Origin of the sequence: Bacillus sp. F56 (genome assembly GCF_001748205.1) — a bacterium.
In the GTDB taxonomy this organism is placed as follows: Bacteria; Bacillota; Bacilli; order Bacillales; family Bacillaceae; genus Bacillus; species Bacillus stercoris.
On the sequence record NZ_BDFC01000006.1, the window covers coordinates 217,565 to 237,061 of the forward strand.

A 19,497-nucleotide genomic window follows, 5' to 3' on the forward strand; every position below is an offset into this window, starting at 1 on the left:
GCTCTCTCTTTTTTTATGAAGAAGCGAAATCTTATAGTTTTCCATTCAAAAATTGAGCCTCACCGAGACCGAAACTCCAGTCTGCGTCACCATTCTCGGTAATAGATACCATAAGGTCTTCAGGGGAGATTCCGCATTTTTCTTCTAGCTTTTCAGCAAGCAGAGCATACAATTTTTCCTTTTGGCTCTCTGTTCTTGCTTTGCTTGTCATACTGATAATGACCAGATCTTTGCTTCTTTGCAATCCTAATCCTGTATCCTGGATCATAAGCTCGTTTGCAGGATGCTGGCCGGACTATTTGGTAACGGTCTCTTTCGGGAACACCAAATGCTTCAACCATTGCTTGGTGAGCAGTATCTAATAACAATTGCAGCGATTTTTCGTCACGTCCTTCAATTACATCAAAACGCAATAATGGCATGTGAACGCCTCCTCTTGTGAAGTTGTTATCCGTCTGTTTTCATATGGGTTCAGTTGCTTTCAGACAATGGATAGATGATTGTAGTCAACTTTTAAAAAACATAACATATAACCAATAGTTAATCAACATATAACTAATAAATCGTTGTGACAGACGATAGGTAATCGAAAAAACTCATAAAACAATTGAAAGTTATTGATTAGGAGATGAGTATGAAAACATTAGTTAATCAAAGTATAACAATCATATAACCAAGACGTTTTTTAGATATTAATGAAAACGATTTCTGTTTATCAAGGCATGAAAAGCGCTGAGACATCGCGAGATTCATATCAAACACTTTTGGAGGGTACCATGCCGATTCTAATTGTAGCTGCCGGTGATTTACAAATTCAGGAATAAAAGTATACAGACGACGGTTGTGATTGCCTCTTTTATCATTGGCATTGCCCTAACCGGAGCGGGCAGTGTCATTGCGTGTCATGTAAATGATGCAGGATTTTGGATGGTAAAGGAATTTTTCGGTTTGAGCCTGAAAGAAACATTTCAAACCTGGACGCTGCTTACAACAGTTCTTTCGGTTACAGGGCTCGGCTGTGTGTTATTGGCAGGGCTTGTTGTGTAACAATCTATAGATTCAGTCTATAGCCCAATCGTTTTTCTTCTTTATTGAATACCTTACGTATAGGCAGACATAAAGGAGGAAAAATCTTGTACCCTCATCATTCGTATTATCGCGGGAATCTCGGTCCAGCCGGATACCCGGCGCGTAGTCCTTTTTTGTTTGGCGCTCCTTTAGTCGGCGGTTTATTAGGCGGTTTTCTTGGGAGTGCCCTGTTTAACTATTCTCGTCCCTATGCTTATCCGCCTGGCCCTTATGGATACGGAGGCGGACCGTACGGTTTTGGTGCCGGCGTGCCATATGGGGGATATCCCGGCTTCTATTAATAAAAACGGCCTGCATTTTGCAGGCCGTTTTTTATCGGATGATTTCTACCTCAGACATATTGTAGTCTTGCTGCTTCTGAAACATGACTTCCAGAAGGCCATCCTTATAGACGGCTTTTGTTCCTTTGCGTTTGACTAAACAAGGAAGGTTTACTTTTTTCGGATGATCTGATCTTGGGAAGTTTTCCAACCATAATTCGTGAGATGTGTGTTTAATTCTCACTTGTTCCAGCTGTTCTTCGCTGATTGGAACCTTTACAAACACATGGTCTGCTGTTTCGAATATATCAATATCAGGTTTGACATCAGGTTTTGCATCAGGTTTGGCGGGCTGTTCTTTTTGGGGGAGAGGATCGCGGAAAGGAAATTGAGCCGCATAATCACTGCCGAACACACTTTCCATCACACGATTGACATACGTTTCAACTTCTTTCGGATCAGCTTTTTTTAATGCTTCTTTAGAAAATTGATTGTGGAAAGGAAAGTACTTGTTCCACTCAAACATTGTCTTCACATCCTTTCTTCACGGACAAAATAGTATATGCCCGCCAGATCTTTCACGTGATATAATATAAGATGCTCTAAAGAAAGGCAGGGATATCAATGCAACATGCAGAAACAAAAAAAGGCGTTCTTTACACAGCCGTTTCCTTTATCATGTGGGGGCTGTTTCCGCTTTATTGGAAGCTTCTCGAACAGCTGCCGGCTCTTGATATTTTGGCTCATCGTATTATATGGTCTTTTGTTTTTATGTGTATCGTACTTTTTTTCTTGCGCCAATGGAAAATAGGATGGCAGGAGCTGCGCTCTTTGAAAAAGAACGGAGGAATTCTTTCTTTATTTCTCGCTTCTATCCTGATTTCGATTAACTGGTTTGTTTACATATGGGCTGTCAATCATGGCTTTTTGCTTGAGGCTAGTCTTGGTTATTACATTAATCCGCTTGTATCAGTACTCCTTGGGATTATATTTTTAAAGGAAAAACTGAATCGCCTGCAATTAGTAGCCGTTTCGATTGCGGCGGCCGGCGTCATTATCTCGGCGTTCCAATACGGCTCCATTCCTTATGTCGCGCTTCTGCTCGCATTCAGCTTTGGACTGTACGGGTTAAGCAAAAAAAGAACAAGCCTGCCAAGCGCCATCGGTTTAACGCTGGAAACATTCATGATTATGCCGATTGCATTGGGATATTTACTGTTCAGCGGACATGCTCAGCCAGCGGGTGCAGAAAGCGGAGGGACGTGGCTGCTTCTCTTTTTGGCCGGTGTGTTTACGGCATTGCCGCTTTTATTGTTTGCGGAAGGAGCGAAACGGCTGCCGCTGTACCAAGTCGGTATCTTACAATATATTGCGCCAACCATTACTCTGCTGATCGGGTTGTTTGTTTACCATGAGCCATTTTCAAGCTCGAAGGCTTTTACATTCAGCTGTATATGGGCTGCGCTGCTCTTGTTTACGTTTTCACAAGTGAAGTGGAAACGGGCGTCAAAAAGCCATTGAGGCCTTTGGCTTTTCAGCTGATGCATATATTATGTATAATCATTTCATGTATGTAAGACATAAAGGAGCAAGACGATGGACAATGATAAAGAGATAGTGAAAGCCTACGCTTCACTTTGGAATAACCGATCTCTCGCACATGATGACGCAGAAGCGGTAGCAGAGGCGATTGATCTTGAGCTTTTGGATAAACGTACACATCCAAGACTCCGAAAACCGATGCTGGAAAAATATTTTGCCGCAATTCAGCGCATCGTGAATTCACAGCTCGAACCGTCTGTGAAATATCAGCTGGTCAAATTACATACAAAACGTGCAGAGTATTTAAAAGAAGAAAGAGGGGAGCAATCATGAAAGCAATCATAAAAGAAGATGTGCAAGCATCTTTAGAACGATATGCGGACCGCCCTGTATATATCCATTTAGAAACCACCACAGGTTCTTATTCAGCGCATTTAAATGAAAAGAACATGACGGTTGTTGCATATATCCGCAATGCAAAAGTCACTTATCATCAGGCAAAAATCAAAGGCAATGGACCTTACCGCGTTGGCTTGAAAACAGAAGAAGGCTGGATTTATGCTGAAGGCTTGACTGAATACACGGTAGATGAAGAAAACCGTTTATTAATGGCGGGACACCTGCCGGGCGGTAAACTGGCTATTTCTCTGCAAATCAGTGAAAAACCGTTCACAGTTTAAAGAAAAGGGTGAATAATAATGAAAGAACATGTACTAGTAATCCTGCCTCACCCTGATGATGAATCATATGGAGTGGCAGGCCTCATTGCCTTAAACAGAAAAAAAGACATTCCTGTTACGTATGCTTGTGCCACTTTAGGTGAAATGGGCAGAAATATGGGCGATCCATTTTTCGCGAATCGGGAAACGTTGCCGCTGCTAAGAAAACAAGAGCTCATCAACGCTTGCAAAGAAATGGATATCAATGACCTTCGTATGCTTGGACTCCGTGACAAAACGCTCGAATTTGAAGATGATGAGTATTTAGCTGATATTATGGAAGAGATCATAGATGATGTAAAACCAAGTTTAATTGTCACATTTTATCCCGGACACGGTGTGCACCCTGACCATGATGCATGCGGGGAAGCGGTTATCCGTGCATTGTACCGCAAAAAGAAAGAAGACCGTCCGCGTACAATCTGCATGGCTATTACCCGCAACAGAGAAGAGATTCTCGGCGAAGCTGATGTGGTACTTGATATCAAAGAAGTAGCTGATATTAAAATGAATGCGTTAAGAGCTCACCGCACACAAACAGAAGGTATGCTCAGAGAGCTTGAAGAGAAATTAAAAAATAATGAACCTGTTATGGCAACATGGTTTGAAGAAGAAATATATTGGACGTATCAATGGAATGATTAATCAAAAAGGTATAAGGCCTTAAGCCTTATACCTTTTTTAATTTTAAGTCTGATGCAATTGCTGAAGCGAGGGTGGATCTTAAGGAAATGTCATCGAAAGACAAACCTAGCTGAACCGCTGTTTGCGCGATTTCCGGACGGATTCCCGACAAAGTTGAAGAAACACCGATTAAACGCAGCGCCTCAATTAAACTGAACAGCTGGTGGGCAACCATCGTATCAATAATTGCTACCCCTGACAAATCAATATACAGCTGTGTCACCTTTTTCTCCGCACATTGATGCAGAGTGTTTTCCATAATCAGTTTGGCGCGAACCGTATCAATATCTCCGATTAAAGGCAGCAGCCCGACGCTGTGAAACAGCACAATGACCGGCGCGCTCAATTCAGTAATCATATCTTTTTGGGCCTGCAGCTGAAGGCTTGTGTTTTTGTACATTTCTTCTATAAAAATATGGATCACAAGATCAAACGCTTTGATAAGGGAATGATACAGGTCTTCAGCTTCTTCGCCTTTCACAGTATCCTGATTGAGATGGACAAATTCTTTCACATAGGAAACATATAAATCTCTCACTCTGACAAATTCACGAATAATATAGTGGATAGGAGTCTTTAAATGCTCAGGATCCTGTGTCACTTCAAAGGCCCATTCTTTCAAGATAGGCAGGTATACTTCCTCATCATCTATGAAAATACGGTTGATCTTATAATTGAAGGCGAGGTTCTGGCTCTTTAAATTGTGAATGACAGCAGGGTCTGTTGATGCATAAATGGAATTTGGATCAGTCTCCTCAATTGTTTCATACCATGTTGAACTGATGGTCTCCGCATGCTGAGAAAGATACTCGTATAATTTGTTGTTTTTTGCCATGATTGACACCTCTTTTACATGTATTGTTTTTGCGAATAACGTTTTTGCAGTTTTGCCAGCCTGAAAAACAGCCCAACTGCGCCGGCGGCGAGTCCTGCGATTAATCCAATCCAATAGCCGAATGCACCCAGACTTGTAAACGTACCGACCATATAACCGACCGGAAGGCCAATGATCCAGTAAGAGACAAAAGCAGCCGCAAGCGTATAGTTCACATCTTTGTACCCCCTGAGCGCTCCCTGGATCGGTGCGGCCACGGCATCGGAAAGCTGAAAAAAAAGCGCATAAATTAAAAAGTGCTGTGTCAGCCTGAGCACATCGGGGTCAGAAGTGTACATGCCCGCAATTTGTTCTCTGAATAACAGGATACAGGCGGCTGTGAACAAAGAAAAGCCGATCGCCATCATGATGCCGATTAAGCTATATGAGCGTGCATCTCTAAAACGGGCTGCACCCGCTTCAAACCCGACTACAATTGTTAAAGCCATGGACACGCTGAGCGGCAGCATATATAGAAGAGACGCAAAATTCATGGCTGCCTGGTGGGACGCGATGGTCACTGTATGAAAATGGCTCATCAGAAGCGTAACAGCTGCGAAAATGCTCGTTTCAAAAAATACAGCGAATCCAATAGGCAAGCCGATTTTGAGTAGATTTTTGCATGCTTCCCAAGAGAACTTATACATCGTAAGGAAAATCCCGTATTCAGAAAACGGTGCGTTTTTATGAATAATGAAAAAACTGAAAACGCAGATACACCAATAAGTAAGCGCGGATGCCAGCCCAGCGCCGACGCCGCCAAGTGCCGGCATGCCGAATTTCCCGAAGATAAATGCATAATTCAATACAAAATTGATTGGAAGTGAACTGAGTGTAATCATCATTGTGACTCTCGTTTTTCCTAATGAGTCGATGAATGATCTCAACACGGTGTAAACAAATAAAGGGAAAATTCCCAGTGATAAAAAGCCTAAAAAGTGTTTAGCAATCTGATGCACGTGAATATCAAGGTTCAATCGGCCAAGAATAAGGTCAACTGCAGCATATCCAATCACTAAAACGGCGATGCTAAGAAGCGCGGCCACGTATACAGCTTGTAAAACAGTAAAAGGAATCTTCTGTTTTTTCTCGGCGCCTAATAACTGAGCGACAATCGGGGTGACCGCCATTAATATACCTGCCAGTCCTGTGTAAACAGGGGTCCAAAGGCTTGAGCCAATCGCGACACCCGCTAAATCAGCGGGGCTGACTTTCCCTGACATCACCGTATCTAAAAAAGTCATTAGAGAAAGCCCCGCCTGGGTAATGAATATCGGGATTAAAATGTGCAAGAGCTGTTTGATTTTTTCCCGGGCGTTTTGAGTTTCTTTCATACATTGATCTCCGTTTCTTTTTCATAACGAGAGAAATTATAACATTTTATGTATAAAAAGCAATGAACGCCTGGCCTATTCTTTTTTTGTCGGTTTCGTTTTTCTAAACATTTGGGCATAAATAAAAGAAAGCGAAATCACGCCTAAAAAGGTGCAAATATACTGAATGATTCTTTCGATTTCCATTCTTTACATCCCTCCTTTCCATATAGAATGTGCATCAATAAGATAAGCATTCGTGAAAAGTTGGAAATTTGAACAGGAGATGAAGGCTATGCGTTATGAACAGATATCAGAAAATGCATTCAAAGGGAAAATACAGGTGTACTTAGAGCAAATATTAGGGGATGCATCGTTAATTTTGAAAACGCTTCACGAAAAAGACCAGTGCCTTCTTTGTGAATTAGATGAATTAGGGCACATTTTTCAGGATATGCAGGGGATTGCATCATCTTTTTATTTGCAATCATACATTGAGGAGTTTACGCCGGCATTCATTGAGCTGGCCAAGGCGATTAAAGCCTTATCGGAGCATAAGCACGGTGCCTTAATTGTGATTGAAAGAGCGGACCCAGTTGAACATTTTATTCAAAAAGGCACCGCTCTTCATGCCGAGATCAGCTCATCATTAATTGAAAGCATCTTTTTCCCCGGAAACCCTCTTCATGACGGTGCTTTATTGGTGAGAGAAAACAAGCTTGTGTCAGCAGCCAATGTGCTCCCGCTGACGGCGAAGGAAGTGGATATCCATTTGGGAACCCGGCACCGGGCGGCTCTCGGTATGTCGGGCTATACGGATGCGCTTGTGCTTGTAGTTTCAGAGGAGACAGGGAAGATGTCGTTTGCCAAAGACGGTGTATTATATCCGTTAATTTCACCAAGAACGTAAAAATAATGAAAATGGCCTGATTTAGAATCCTGCCATGAGACAAAATGACTGAATTCGCATCTTTATTAAAGCATTCGCTTCAAGCTGAATGCTTTTTGTCTTGAAGACAGAAAATATAAAGTGGTAGAAAAGTTACATGTGATGAATATTAATTAAGTGAAATACTTTACCTATTTATGTATTTATAGTACCGTATGAAATATTACATAAATTTTCAAAGGAAGGGTGCTGCCGCATGGCTAATGTATTAATGATTGGTTTTCCCGGTGAAGGGCATATTAATCCCTCTATCGGTGTGATGAAGGAGCTGAAATCCCGGGGGGAAAACATTACGTACTACGCAGTGAAGGAATATCAAGATAAAATCACAGCTCTTGATATTGAGTTTCGTGAGTATCATGATTTCAGGGGGGATTACTTCGGCAAAAACGCAACCGGTGATGAAGAAAGAGACTTTACTGAAATGATCTGCGCCTTTTTGAAAAGCTGTAAAGATATTGCGACTCATATTTATGAGGAAGTCAAACATGAATCGTATGATTATGTCATCTATGATCACCATCTTCTCGCGGGTAAAGTCATTGCCAACTTGCTGAAGCTGCCGAGATTTTCATTGTGTACAACCTTTGCGATGAATGAGGAATTTGCTAAAGAAATGATGGGAGCGTACATGAAAGGGTCACTTGAAGATTCGCCTCATTATGAATCATATCAGCAGCTTGTAGAAGCTTTAAATACTGATTTTCAAGCAGAGATCAAAAAGCCATTTGATGTTTTTTTAGCTGATGGTGACTTGACGATTGTCTTTACATCGAGGGGATTTCAGCCAATGGCTGAGCAATTCGGTGAGCGGTATGTTTTTGTCGGCCCTTCCATTACTGAAAGAGCCGGAAACAATGATTTCCCATTTGATCAAATTGACAATGAAAACGTGCTGTTTATTTCAATGGGAACCATTTTTAACAATCAAAAGCAGTTTTTTAATCAATGCCTTGAAGTGTGTAAAGACTTTGATGGTAAAGTTGTGCTTTCCATCGGCAAACATATTAAAGCAAATGAGTTAAACGGAATTCCTGAAAATTTCATTGTACGCCCGTATGTTCCTCAGCTTGAGGTCCTGAAAAGAGCCAGCTTATTTGTGACCCACGGCGGGATGAACAGCACAAGTGAAGGTTTGTATTTTGAAACACCACTTGTTGTCATACCGATGGGAGGTGACCAATTCGTGGTCGCAGATCAGGTGGAAAAAGTCGGCGCAGGAAAAGTAATTAAAAAGGAAGAATTATCTGAAAGTCTGCTGAAAGAGACGATTCAAGAAGTGATGAACAATCGCACGTATGCTGAAAAAGCAAAAGAAATTGGACAATCACTGAAAGCAGCAGGCGGCTCTAAAAAAGCGGCCGACAGCATTCTTGAAGCTGTAAAACAAAAAACTCAATCAGCAAATGCATAGTGTAAAAGCCTGTTCTTATCGAAAGAACAGGCTTTTTGCCTTTTCATAGGAATGCAGAGGAAGGGATTTGGCAGATCGATAGAGAATGATAAGAAAAACAGACAAGAAAGGAGGAAAATCTGCTTCATTCATCAATAGAAAACCATCATTTTTACCCTCACTTAAATAGTTCCTTAGACTTTCGAAAAACATATCGTGTTTATGTAAAATGTTAGATGTTTATTTGAAAGTTTAAAGGTCGAATGATGCTGAAAATGCTGTCAAATGTTTGAAAAGGGTTTAACTTGCTGAAAAATTGACGATAAAACAGTTGTATGCCATTTTTGGAAACAAAATACTAGCTGTTTTTGCCAAAAAACAGTTTAGGAGGTTGAATGAATGAAAAAGAAAATTGTAGCCGGCTTGGCTGTTTCTGCAGTTGTTGGGTCGTCGATGGCCGCAGCACCCGCGGAAGCAAAAACGATAAAAGTAAAAAGCGGTGACTCTCTTTGGAAACTTTCCCGCCAGTATGATACGACAATATCAGCTCTGAAATCCGAAAACAAATTGAAATCAACGGTGCTTTACGTCGGACAAAGCCTTAAAGTTCCTGAAAGCGGCAGCAAAAAAAGCACGACATCCTCGTCTAACTCAAGCAAAACGTCAACATACACAGTTGCCTATGGTGATTCCCTATGGATGATTGCTAAAAATCATAAAATGAGTGTATCTGAGCTTAAAAGCTTAAACGGCCTGAGCAGTGACCTGATTCGTCCGGGGCAAAAGCTTAAGATCAAAGGGACAAGCAGTTCAAGCGGATCAAATGGATCAAAGAAAAACAGCGGTTCCAATTCTTCAGGTTCTTCAAAAAGTACATATACAGTTAAGCTCGGTGACTCACTGTGGAAAATCGCAAACAGCTTAAATATGACTGTAGCTGAATTGAAAACATTAAATGGCTTAACATCAGATACGCTTTATCCTAAACAGGTGCTCAAAATAAAAGGAAGCAGCTCACCTAAGAGTGGAAACAGCGGTTCCAAGAAGCCGCCAAACGCCAATTCCCCAAAAACAACGACGTACAAGGTAAAAGCAGGCGATTCACTGTGGAAAATTGCAAATCAGCTTGGAGTCACTGTCCAAAGCATCCGTGATAAAAACAATTTATCATCGGATGTGCTGCAAATCGGGCAGGTTCTGACTATTTCGGGAACTTCAAAATCTAATCCGACAAAGCCAACAAAGCCAACAAAGCCAACAAAGCCAAAGGATAACTCAGGGTCAAACATTCAAATAGGCTCGAAGATTGACAGAATGATAACGGAAGCGAAAAAATATGTTGGAGTGCCGTACCGATGGGGCGGAAACACGCCTGCCGGTTTTGATTGCAGCGGCTTCATTTATTACCTCATTAATAATGTATCATCTATATCAAGATTGAGTACGGCAGGATATTGGAATGTCATGCAGAAAGTCAGCCAGCCGTCAGTAGGAGACTTTGTCTTCTTTACCACATATAAATCCGGCCCGTCTCACATGGGGATTTATCTAGGCGGCGGTGATTTTATTCATGCAAGCTCATCGGGCGTCGACATTTCCAATCTCAGCAATTCGTATTGGAAACAACGATACTTGGGCGCAAGAAGTTATTTTTAAAAATGAGCATGGCAAAAAGCCTTTTACAGGCTTTTTTGTTTATATCAGAAAATGATTGACCACACTGTTAGAAAAAAACAAGGGGGAGACAGTATGTACCGTCTCTTGCTGTTGATAATGCTGACGGCACTGGGAGTTGCGGGATGCGGACAAAAAAAACCTCCAGACCCGCCTAATCGGGTGCCGGAAAAAAAGGTGGTTGAAACGTCAGCGTTTGGTCACCATGTCCAGCTGGTCAATCGTGATGGGAAAGCAGTCGGTTTCATAGAGATCAAAGAATCAGATGATGAAGGCCTCGATATTCACATTTCTGCAAACAGCCTGCGTCCAGGCGCTTCCCTCGGTTTTCATATTTATGAGAAAGGTTCTTGTGTCAGGCCGGATTTTGAATCAGCGGGCGGTCCCTTTAATCCGCTGAACAAAGAACATGGGTTCAACAATCCGATGGGGCATCATGCCGGAGATCTGCCGAACCTTGAAGTCGGTGCTGATGGAAAGGTAGATGTCATTATGAATGCGCCTGACACCTCATTGAAAAAAGGAAGTAAACTAAATATTCTCGACGGAGACGGGAGTGCGTTTATTATTCATGAGCAAGCCGACGATTATTTGACAAACCCAAGCGGCAATTCTGGTGCGCGTATTGTCTGCGGAGCCCTTTTGGGAAATAACGAGAAGCAGTAATATCATCCAAGCCCTTTTGTATTGAGCATACAGGGGCTTTTTTAGTATACTCGTTAATGGAATATGAATAGGAAAGGGAATCTGTCTATGACAACTCAACTACAGCACTTAACATTGCCGGAAGATATACAACAAAAGCTATTATCATATAAAGATCAGCCAATTTCCCCAGAGTTTCAATCGCTCATCGGAACATCAGGCTATGAGGCGGAGGATGAAGCCATTTTATTCGATGCCATTATTGCATTAGCCATGGGAAAAAATGTCCTGCTGAAAGGGCCTACAGGCTCAGGGAAAACAAAGCTGGCTGAAACATTGTCCAGCTATTTTCATAAACCGATGCACAGCGTCAACTGTTCAGTCGACTTGGACGCTGAGGCATTGGTCGGCTATAAAACGATTGAAAATCAATCTGGCCAGGCGACAATTGAGTTTGTTTCAGGGCCTGTTACAAAGGCAATGAAGGAAGGACATTTTCTTTATATAGATGAAATCAATATGGCGAAGCCGGAAACACTGCCTATTTTAAACGGTGTTTTAGATTACAGAAAAATGATGACAAATCCGTTTACAGGCGAGGTCATACGGGCTAAAGGCGGTTTCGGAGTCATTGCAGCCATCAATGAAGGCTATGTCGGAACTGTTCCTCTGAATGAAGCATTAAAAAACCGTTTTGTCATCATTGATGTGCCTTATATTAAAGGCGAGCTGCTGAAACAAGTGCTTATGTCTCAGTCAGCCCTGAAAGACGAGAAATTGATTGACAGATTTATCACGCTTTCCTCTGATTTGATTGTTCAGGCCAATAACGGACAGGTGTCTGAAGAAGCGGCATCCATCAGAGCTTTAATCGATACATGTGATTTAGCCGCTTATATACCGCCGCGTCGTGCCATTGAGCGGGGAATTGTAGAAAAGCTTGATGATGACCGGGAAAAAGCCGCCGTCCGAAATATTGCAGAAACTCTGTTTGAATGAGGGGGCTGCGATGAAATTTATCAAATTTAACGACAGCACGATTGATTCGTTTTTATTTATGATGCTGGCTGATTTGGCCAAAACACTCACCAAGAGTGAAGCGGTAGAAGTAGAGTATGGCGTTCAGTCCTATTACAATCCATTCGAAAAGAAAATCTATATGAGCCACTTTTGGAAAGACAGGGCAGCTGAGGACATGGAAGCGGGGCTGAAAAGCGACGTCTACCTGCGTTCAGTCGGAACAAGATATAGCTCGCTGCATGAGTTCGCGAACTTTTTGAATGATATCCATCGCCGCCTTTCATTCAAAAGTTTTGCCAAGCAGCTGTTTATGCTGCTTGAAGACATCAGGATCGAAGAATGCATCAAACGTGAGCGCCCGGGTACGAAACATGTATTTGCAAAACGAAAAGACATGTACAGAAAACATTTCTCAACCCAGCTCACCTTAAATTTGGAACGAAGCATTTTTACGGATGCGCTCTTTTGCGCGATCTATGTCAAGCTCACTGCGGAATCACCGCTTGAGACCCTTCCGTCCATGCGTGAAGATATCGATCTGATGCGCCCATTTATTGAGCAGCAGCTCTTGCTTGTGTATGAAGCAGATTCGACACGGCAGGTTCTGAAAATTGTGGAGGACCTCATGGACGGGCTTGAAGAGGTGCTCGATAAAGATATGCTGAACACTTACTTTTTTTTGCCGGAGCTGGATTATGCAAAAGCTGCTGATCAGCCGTTATTCGAAGAAGAGAAAAAAGCGCCGAAGCTGAGTGATGACATTACGCTTCCAAAACAATCAGACGGTGATGAGGATATTCATGAAGAAGAAATGCCGACATGGCACAGGGAAACAGAAGCACCGTCTAAAAGTTTTCTTCAATTTGATATTGAGCACGGCGCAAAATCGGATTTAGGAAAAGATGCAGCAAGGGAAGGCGACGATGGAGATCAGGCCCTTGGCTCTGTTCAAGGATCAGCCAGACAAACGAAACGGAAAGACTATTCCAAGCTGGAAGCGCTGGAATCCCAAAAAGACCAGCCGAATGGAGCGGGTATGGCTGACGGCAAAGAAAATAAATACGCATTCCCAATTTATAAAGAACCGCAGCCGGCAACAAACGAAGAAGAGCTTTCTTATAAACAGCAGGCAAAAACGATAGAATCGTATCAAAAGCGTTTGAAACAAATGATTCAAAAAACGCTGGAACATAAAAAAACATTGCCAAGAACAGACCTTCATGCCGGGAGACTGAACAATAAGCTTCTCCGGTATTTCACTGAGCGAAATCCGCGCCTGTTTTATAAAAAGCAAGAACCATCTTCAGAAATCGACGCTGTTTTTACATTACTGGTGGACTGTTCAGCCAGCATGTTCGACAAAATGGACGAAACAAAACGAGGAATCGTGCTCTTTCACGAAGCGTTGAAATCGGTAGCGGTTCCGCATCAGATTGTCGGCTTCTGGGAGGACACAAATGATGCGACCGAAACAAGCCAGCCAAACTATTTCAATACGGTTATTCCCTTCCAATCATCATTAAGGCAAGAATCTGGGCCGGCAATTATGCAGCTTGAGCCAGAGGAAGATAACCGTGACGGGTACGCGATCCGCCAGATGACAAAAAAAATGCTGCAGCGCAGCGAGGCGCAAAAGTTTTTAATTGTTTTCTCAGATGGAGAGCCGGCTGCATTTGGCTACGAACAAAACGGAATCGTCGATACAAGTGAGGCGGTTATCGAAGCTCGAAAAAGAGGAATAGAAGTGATAAATGTTTTTCTCTCCAACTCAGAAATAGAAGAATCGCAAATGAAGACAATTCAGGATATGTACGGAAAATTCAGTATATTTGTCCCGGATGTTGATCAGTTACCGGATGTTCTGTATCCGCTGCTGAAAAAACTGCTTCATAAAAGCATAGGATAGCCCTTAATCCTATGCTTTTTAGCGTTTCTTTTTTCGAATGATTAAATTTTTTGTTTTTTATAAAGGTTTTTTACTATTTTGTGAACAATCAAGGTAGAATCAAATTGCAAACAGTGGTAAAATATCGTTGGAAGCGTTTTTATTACATAATTTTGGACACAGCGTTCGAAAGTTATTTCAAGATAGTGAATCAATCACTTGATTATCTAAGTTGGGGGTAATATTCAAATGTTTCAAAATAGTATGAAACAACGAATGAATTGGGAAGATTTTTACGGTCCGAACCTCGGCTATGCGCTGGAGCTTTACGATCAATATACCCAGGATCCGGACAGCATTGACCCGGATTTGAAGGAAATGTTCGACGAGCTCGGTGCTCCGCCAAGCGAGTTAAAAGAGGCCTCGGGAACAAAAGAAAAGGGACGTGTTACAGCCGATCTGATTCAAAAGATCGCATCCGCAGTCAGACTTGCAGAAGATATCCGAACCTATGGCCATTTAAACGCTTCCGTCAATCCGCTCAGAAAGGATGGGAAAAAGAGTGAACTTTTTCCATTATCCGATTACGGGCTAACAGAAGAGGAAATAAAAGCAATACCTGCGTCAGTCATCTGTAAAGACGCTCCTAAAAACATTACGAACGGTTTAGAAGCCATTCAGTATTTACGAAATACGTATAAAAGAACCATCTCATTTGAATTTGACCATGTGCATGACTTCAAAGAGCGCGAATGGCTGACAAAGATGATTGAATCTGGCGAGCTGTTCCAGAAGAACTCAGATGAAAAGCTGTCAGCTGTGTTGGAAAGACTGACAGAAGTAGAGGGCTTTGAGCAGTTTTTGCACCGCACATTCGTCGGACAGAAGCGCTTTTCCATTGAGGGTCTGGACGCTCTTGTTCCAGTGCTTGATGACATTATTGCACAATCTGTCAAATCAGGAACGACAAGCGTCAACATCGGGATGGCGCATAGGGGACGCCTGAATGTCTTGGCACATGTGCTTGGCAAGCCGTATGAAATCATCTTCTCCGAATTCCAGCATGCGCCGAACAAAGATCTTGTTCCGTCTGAGGGATCAATTGGAATCAGCTACGGCTGGACAGGGGATGTCAAATACCATTTGGGGGCGAATCGGGAGCTTCAAGACGCTGAAACAAAATCAGCGCGAATCACGTTAGCAAACAACCCGAGCCACTTGGAATTTATCAATCCGATTGTTGAAGGCAGCACAAGAGCGGCACAGGAAACGCGAACACAAAGCGGATATCCGGTGCAAGACGAAACAAAATCGCTTGCCATTTTAATTCATGGAGACGCTGCATTCCCTGGGGAAGGAATCGTCGCTGAAACATTGAATTTAAGCTCCTTAAAAGGGTATCAAGTAGGCGGTGCGATTCATATTATCGCCAATAATATGATCGGATTCACAACAGAAAGCGCTGAATCCAGATCGACAAAATATGCCAGCGATCTGGCAAAGGGTTATGAAATTCCGATTGTTCACGTGAATGCGGATGACCCAGAAGCTTGTCTTTCTGCTGTGAAGTTTGCAGTCGAATACCGAAAAACATTCAACAAGGATTTCCTGATTGACTTGATCGGGTACAGACGCTATGGACACAACGAAATGGATGAGCCGTCAACCACTCAGCCAATGCTGTATGATGCTGTCAGAAAGCATCCGACCGTCAAACAAATTTTCGCTGAAAAACTCGTAAAAGAAGGTGTGCTTACCGAGGAAGTCGTTCAAAATATCGAAAAATCGGTAACGAAGCGCATTGAGGACGCTTATCAGAAAGTACCGTCTAAAAAGGAACATATCGCCTGTGAAATTGAACTTCCAGAGCCTGTATCAAACGGTTTCCCTGATGTGGACACATCGATTGATTTTGATGTGCTTCGCAAGCTGAATGGCGAATTGATCAACTGGCCGGAGTCATTTAATGTTTTCGGCAAGCTAAAGCGCATTTTAGAAAGACGCGCCAAGGCGTTTGATGATGACAGAAAAGTGGAATGGTCTTTAGCAGAATCACTTGCGTTTGCTTCGATTTTGAAAGACGGAACACCGATTCGTTTAACAGGACAGGATTCCGAGCGCGGAACGTTTGCCCAAAGAAACCTTGTGCTTCATGACAGTGAGACGGGCGAAGAATTTGTGCCGCTTCATCACTTATCTGACTGCAGCACATCATTTGCCGTTCATAACAGCCCGCTGTCGGAAGGATCAGTTCTCGGGTTTGAATACGGCTATAACGTTCATTCACCAGAAACGCTTGTGTTATGGGAAGCGCAGTACGGAGATTTTGCCAACGCTGCTCAAGTGTATTTTGACCAATTTATTTCTGCCGGACGCGCAAAATGGGGCCAAAAATCCGGTTTAGTCATGCTGCTTCCGCACGGTTACGAGGGACAGGGGCCTGAGCATTCAAGCGGAAGAATCGAGCGGTTCCTGCAGCTTGCCGCGGAGAACAACTGGACGGTTGCCAACCTGACAAGCGCGGCACAGTATTTCCATATTTTAAGAAGACAGGCTAAAATGCTGCTTCGTGAAGAAATCAGACCGCTCGTCATTATGACGCCGAAAAGCCTTCTTCGCAACCCAAATACAGTGTCGGAAGTGCAGGAGCTAAGCGAAAGCCGCTTCCAGCCTGTTTATGAACAGTCGGGACTTTCTCATGACTATGAAAAAGTAACCAGACTTGTGTTATCCAGCGGTAAAGTGTCAATAGACATCAGTGATCATTTTAATAAGCTAGAAGACGGTAAAGAGTGGCTTCACATTGCGAGAATTGAACAGCTGTATCCATTCCCGGCAAAAGGAGTCAAAGAATTATTTGCAAAACTTCCGAACCTGAAAGAAATCGTATGGGTGCAGGAAGAGCCGCAGAACATGGGAGCTTGGAGTTATATCAGCCCGTATTTGACAGAGATTGCACCAGAGGGAGTAAGCGTTCAATATATTGGACGAAGAAGACGGTCCAGCCCTGCAGAGGGAGATCCGACAGTTCATAAAAAAGAACAGGAACGTATTGTATCTGATAGCTTGACTCGCAAAAACTAAGGGGGAAATGAAAAAATGGCGGAAATTAAGGTACCTGAATTAGCAGAATCAATCTCAGAAGGAACAATAGCCCAATGGTTAAAGCAGCCTGGTGACTATGTAGAACAGGGTGAATATCTGCTTGAACTAGAAACGGATAAAGTGAATGTTGAATTGACAGCAGAAGAATCGGGTGTACTTCAAGAGGTATTGAAAGATTCGGGTGATACCGTCCAGGTCGGAGAAATTATCGGTACGATTTCAGAAGGCGCGGGTGAAAGTTCTGCCCCTGCTCCTACAGAGAAAGCAGAAAGCAAGGAAAGCGTGAAAGAAGAGAAACAGGCTGAACCAGCTGCACAAGAGGTGAGTGAGGAAGCGCAATCTGAAGCAAAATCAAGAACGGTCGCTTCTCCGTCAGCCCGTAAGCTGGCGAGAGAAAAAGGAATTGACCTGTCTCAAGTTCCAACTGGAGATCCGTTTGGAAGAGTGCGCAAGCAGGATGTCGAAGCGTATGAAAAACCAGCATCAAAACCTGCTCCTCAGCAAAAACAGCAGCCTCAGGCTCAAAAAGCACAGCAAAGCTTTGACAAACCTGTCGAAGTGCAAAAAATGTCACGCCGCAGACAAACGATTGCAAAACGCCTTGTAGAGGTGCAGCAAACATCGGCGATGCTGACTACATTTAATGAAGTGGACATGACGGCTGTCATGAATCTCAGAAAACGCCGCAAAGATCAATTCTTTGAGCAAAACGAAGTAAAGCTCGGCTTTATGTCTTTCTTCACGAAAGCGGTCGTCGCTGCATTGAAAAAATATCCGCTGTTGAATGCGGAAATTCAGGGCGATGAGTTGATCGTTAAGAAATTCTATGATATCGGTATCGCTGTTGCGGCTGATGAAGGCCTTGTTGTTCCGGTAGTACGTGATGCGGACCGCCTGACATTTGCAGGAATCGAAAAAGAGATCGGCGAGCTGGCGAAGAAAGCAAGAAACAATAAATTGACCCTTAGCGAGCTTCAGGGAGGTTCCTTTACGATTACAAACGGAGGGACTTTCGGTTCACTGATGTCAACTCCGATCTTAAACAGCCCTCAAGTCGGTATACTGGGCATGCATAAGATTCAGCTGCGCCCAGTAGCAATTGATGAAGAACGTTTCGAAAACCGTCCGATGATGTATCTCGCTTTATCTTATGATCATCGGATTGTAGACGGTAAAGAAGCGGTTGGCTTCCTCGTGACAATCAAAAATTTACTGGAAGATCCTGAACAGCTTTTATTAGAAGGATAATAAAAAAAGGTACATCACTTTATCGTGATGTACCTTTTTTGATGATATTTAAAGTGATAGATTGCTGCTTTTGGATCCTGCTTGTTTCTTTTTTCACTTTTTTAGACCAATATGTTGCAAGCATAGAACCTGAAAGGTTATGCCACACACTGAATATTGCGCTTGGTACGGCAGATAGCGGTGAGAAATGGGCCGTGGCAAGTGCAGCCCCAAGTCCTGAGTTTTGCATGCCGACTTCGATTGCAATCGCTTTTTGAGAAGGGTAATCCATTTTTAAAAGCTTTGCGCCCATAAATCCAAGCAAATAACCGATACCGTTATGCAGGATAACAACTGAAAAAATCAGCAACCCTGATTGAAGCAGATTTTCCCGGTTGCCGCTGACGACAGCTGAGACAATCGCCACGATGCCAATGACAGAAACAAGCGGAAGGGCATGTACGGCTTTCGCCACTTGTTTTCTGAAAAACATTTTGACGATCACACCTGCAATGATTGGAAATAAAACCGCTTGTAAGATTGAAAGAAATAAAGATCCTGGCGAGACAGGAAGCCATTCCTTGGCAAACAGCATAATCAAAACCGGAGTTAAAACGGGTGCCAACAAGGTAGATATTGTTGTAACAGCAACAGAAAGGGCCGTATTTCCTTTTGCTAAAAATGTCATGACATTAGAAGCAGTTCCCCCTGGACAGCAGCCGACAAGAATAACACCTACTGCGATTTCAGCCGGAAGATGCAGTCCAATTGAAAGGCCGAAAGCAACGAGCGGCATGATGGTATACTGAGCAATCACCCCAATAATGACATGCCAAGGTTTTCTGAGCAGCTCTTTGAAATCATCGGCTTGCAGTGTAAGTCCCATCCCAAACATGATAATACCAAGAAAAATCGTAATATAAGAACTGATCCACGTAAAAAAAGACGGGAAGGAAAATCCCAGCACGGCAAACACAATGACCCATATGCCAAAGGTTTGTCCCGCAAAATGGCTTATTTTTCTAATGATGTCCATAAAAACACTCCTAACACATTCATCAAGAACTTCAGCAGAAATTCTCACAGATTTTTAAACATTCTCTTATTATAATTAATTT

The 19,497-nt window shown here is 42.8% G+C and carries 16 protein-coding genes and 3 pseudogenes; 14 read left to right on the plus strand and 5 right to left on the minus strand.

The window, feature by feature from the left end:
- Positions 1 to 31 precede the first annotated feature (31 nt).
- A pseudogene (locus BFW96_RS09590) lies at positions 32 to 422 on the minus strand (tautomerase family protein).
- Positions 423 to 867: 445 nt separating this feature from the next.
- Between BFW96_RS09590 and BFW96_RS09595 the strand changes: the two are divergent.
- Positions 868 to 1,047: pseudogene (locus tag BFW96_RS09595) on the plus strand (GntT/GntP/DsdX family permease); the annotation flags it as partial.
- Positions 1,048 to 1,133: 86 nt separating this feature from the next.
- Positions 1,134 to 1,370 (plus strand): hypothetical protein, encoded by a 237-nt coding sequence (locus BFW96_RS09600; protein WP_069149732.1) that lies wholly within the window; start codon positions 1,134 to 1,136, stop codon positions 1,368 to 1,370.
- 31 nt (positions 1,371 to 1,401) lie between these two features.
- On the opposite strand, the gene BFW96_RS09605 is transcribed toward BFW96_RS09600, so the two are convergent.
- Positions 1,402 to 1,875 (minus strand): Hsp20/alpha crystallin family protein, encoded by a 474-nt coding sequence (locus BFW96_RS09605; protein ID WP_069839286.1) that lies wholly within the window; start codon positions 1,873 to 1,875, stop codon positions 1,402 to 1,404.
- Between the two features lie 98 nt (positions 1,876 to 1,973).
- Between BFW96_RS09605 and rarD the strand changes: the two genes are divergently transcribed.
- The 4 genes from rarD (at position 1,974) to bshB2 (ending at position 4,255) form a co-directional block, all read left to right on the plus strand.
- The gene (gene rarD, locus BFW96_RS09610) at positions 1,974 to 2,870 is read left to right on the plus strand and encodes an EamA family transporter RarD (protein ID WP_040082880.1); all 897 of its coding nucleotides are present in this window, start codon (positions 1,974 to 1,976) and stop codon (positions 2,868 to 2,870) included.
- Positions 2,871 to 2,945: 75 nt separating this feature from the next.
- Positions 2,946 to 3,224, plus strand: a complete 279-nt coding sequence (locus BFW96_RS09615) for a hypothetical protein (protein ID WP_014664284.1) — start codon at positions 2,946 to 2,948, stop codon at positions 3,222 to 3,224.
- Entirely contained in the window at positions 3,221 to 3,571 is a 351-nt protein-coding gene (locus BFW96_RS09620) for a YojF family protein (protein ID WP_003231213.1), read from the plus strand. The genes BFW96_RS09615 and BFW96_RS09620 overlap by 4 nt, the downstream gene beginning before the upstream one ends.
- A gap of 18 nt (positions 3,572 to 3,589) precedes the next feature.
- Positions 3,590 to 4,255, plus strand: coding sequence for a bacillithiol biosynthesis deacetylase BshB2 (bshB2, locus tag BFW96_RS09625; RefSeq protein WP_040082883.1), 666 nt, complete (start codon positions 3,590 to 3,592; stop codon positions 4,253 to 4,255).
- Between the two features lie 25 nt (positions 4,256 to 4,280).
- On the opposite strand, the gene rsbRC is transcribed toward bshB2, so the two are convergent.
- On the minus strand, positions 4,281 to 5,129 hold the full coding sequence (gene rsbRC / locus BFW96_RS09630; RefSeq protein ID WP_069839287.1) for an RsbT co-antagonist RsbRC: 849 nt from the start codon (positions 5,127 to 5,129) through the stop codon (positions 4,281 to 4,283).
- A 14-nt stretch (positions 5,130 to 5,143) separates the two neighbouring features.
- Positions 5,144 to 6,502: an MATE family efflux transporter gene (locus BFW96_RS09635; protein ID WP_069839288.1), complete on the minus strand. Its 1,359-nt coding sequence runs from the start codon at positions 6,500 to 6,502 to the stop codon at positions 5,144 to 5,146.
- Positions 6,503 to 6,767: 265 nt separating this feature from the next.
- Between BFW96_RS09635 and cdaS the strand changes: the two genes are divergently transcribed.
- From cdaS to odhB, 8 genes are all read left to right on the plus strand, one after another.
- Positions 6,768 to 7,391: a cyclic di-AMP synthase CdaS gene (gene cdaS / locus BFW96_RS09640; RefSeq protein WP_083252868.1), complete on the plus strand. Its 624-nt coding sequence runs from the start codon at positions 6,768 to 6,770 to the stop codon at positions 7,389 to 7,391.
- 235 nt (positions 7,392 to 7,626) lie between these two features.
- A complete protein-coding gene (locus tag BFW96_RS09645) occupies positions 7,627 to 8,844 on the plus strand; it encodes a macrolide family glycosyltransferase (RefSeq protein WP_069839290.1) in 1,218 nt (405 codons plus the stop codon).
- Between the two features lie 378 nt (positions 8,845 to 9,222).
- On the plus strand, positions 9,223 to 10,479 hold the full coding sequence (cwlS, locus tag BFW96_RS09650) for a D-gamma-glutamyl-meso-diaminopimelic acid endopeptidase CwlS (RefSeq protein ID WP_069839291.1): 1,257 nt from the start codon (positions 9,223 to 9,225) through the stop codon (positions 10,477 to 10,479).
- Positions 10,480 to 10,572: 93 nt separating this feature from the next.
- The gene (locus tag BFW96_RS09655) at positions 10,573 to 11,163 is read left to right on the plus strand and encodes a superoxide dismutase family protein (protein WP_014664276.1); all 591 of its coding nucleotides are present in this window, start codon (positions 10,573 to 10,575) and stop codon (positions 11,161 to 11,163) included.
- A gap of 63 nt (positions 11,164 to 11,226) precedes the next feature.
- Positions 11,227 to 12,141: an AAA family ATPase gene (locus BFW96_RS09660; RefSeq protein WP_080478239.1), complete on the plus strand. Its 915-nt coding sequence runs from the start codon at positions 11,227 to 11,229 to the stop codon at positions 12,139 to 12,141.
- Positions 12,142 to 12,151: 10 nt separating this feature from the next.
- On the plus strand, positions 12,152 to 14,068 hold the full coding sequence (locus BFW96_RS09665; RefSeq protein ID WP_069839292.1) for a vWA domain-containing protein: 1,917 nt from the start codon (positions 12,152 to 12,154) through the stop codon (positions 14,066 to 14,068).
- 228 nt (positions 14,069 to 14,296) lie between these two features.
- Positions 14,297 to 17,131 (plus strand): 2-oxoglutarate dehydrogenase E1 component, encoded by a 2,835-nt coding sequence (sucA, locus tag BFW96_RS09670; RefSeq protein ID WP_040082889.1) that lies wholly within the window; start codon positions 14,297 to 14,299, stop codon positions 17,129 to 17,131.
- Between the two features lie 15 nt (positions 17,132 to 17,146).
- The gene (gene odhB, locus BFW96_RS09675; protein ID WP_069149725.1) at positions 17,147 to 18,400 is read left to right on the plus strand and encodes a 2-oxoglutarate dehydrogenase complex dihydrolipoyllysine-residue succinyltransferase; all 1,254 of its coding nucleotides are present in this window, start codon (positions 17,147 to 17,149) and stop codon (positions 18,398 to 18,400) included.
- A 48-nt stretch (positions 18,401 to 18,448) separates the two neighbouring features.
- On the opposite strand, the pseudogene BFW96_RS09680 reads toward odhB, so the two are convergent.
- Positions 18,449 to 19,415: pseudogene (locus BFW96_RS09680) on the minus strand (bile acid:sodium symporter family transporter).
- Between the last annotated feature and the right edge of the window lie 82 nt (positions 19,416 to 19,497).

Bases quoted from the DNA above. Each gene is read 5' to 3' on its own strand.
- BFW96_RS09605 (WP_069839286.1), bottom strand. From the start codon at position 1,875: ATGTTTGAGTGGAACAAGTACTTTCCTTTCCACAATCAATTTTCTAAA.
- rarD (WP_040082880.1), top strand. From the start codon at position 1,974: ATGCAACATGCAGAAACAAAAAAAGGCGTTCTTTACACAGCCGTTTCC.
- BFW96_RS09615 (WP_014664284.1), top strand. From the start codon at position 2,946: ATGGACAATGATAAAGAGATAGTGAAAGCCTACGCTTCACTTTGGAAT.
- BFW96_RS09620 (WP_003231213.1), top strand. From the start codon at position 3,221: ATGAAAGCAATCATAAAAGAAGATGTGCAAGCATCTTTAGAACGATAT.
- bshB2 (WP_040082883.1), top strand. From the start codon at position 3,590: ATGAAAGAACATGTACTAGTAATCCTGCCTCACCCTGATGATGAATCA.
- rsbRC (WP_069839287.1), bottom strand. From the start codon at position 5,129: ATGGCAAAAAACAACAAATTATACGAGTATCTTTCTCAGCATGCGGAG.
- BFW96_RS09635 (WP_069839288.1), bottom strand. From the start codon at position 6,502: ATGAAAGAAACTCAAAACGCCCGGGAAAAAATCAAACAGCTCTTGCAC.
- cdaS (WP_083252868.1), top strand. From the start codon at position 6,768: ATGAAGGCTATGCGTTATGAACAGATATCAGAAAATGCATTCAAAGGG.
- BFW96_RS09645 (WP_069839290.1), top strand. From the start codon at position 7,627: ATGGCTAATGTATTAATGATTGGTTTTCCCGGTGAAGGGCATATTAAT.
- cwlS (WP_069839291.1), top strand. From the start codon at position 9,223: ATGAAAAAGAAAATTGTAGCCGGCTTGGCTGTTTCTGCAGTTGTTGGG.
- BFW96_RS09655 (WP_014664276.1), top strand. From the start codon at position 10,573: ATGTACCGTCTCTTGCTGTTGATAATGCTGACGGCACTGGGAGTTGCG.
- BFW96_RS09660 (WP_080478239.1), top strand. From the start codon at position 11,227: ATGAATAGGAAAGGGAATCTGTCTATGACAACTCAACTACAGCACTTA.
- BFW96_RS09665 (WP_069839292.1), top strand. From the start codon at position 12,152: ATGAAATTTATCAAATTTAACGACAGCACGATTGATTCGTTTTTATTT.
- sucA (WP_040082889.1), top strand. From the start codon at position 14,297: ATGTTTCAAAATAGTATGAAACAACGAATGAATTGGGAAGATTTTTAC.
- odhB (WP_069149725.1), top strand. From the start codon at position 17,147: ATGGCGGAAATTAAGGTACCTGAATTAGCAGAATCAATCTCAGAAGGA.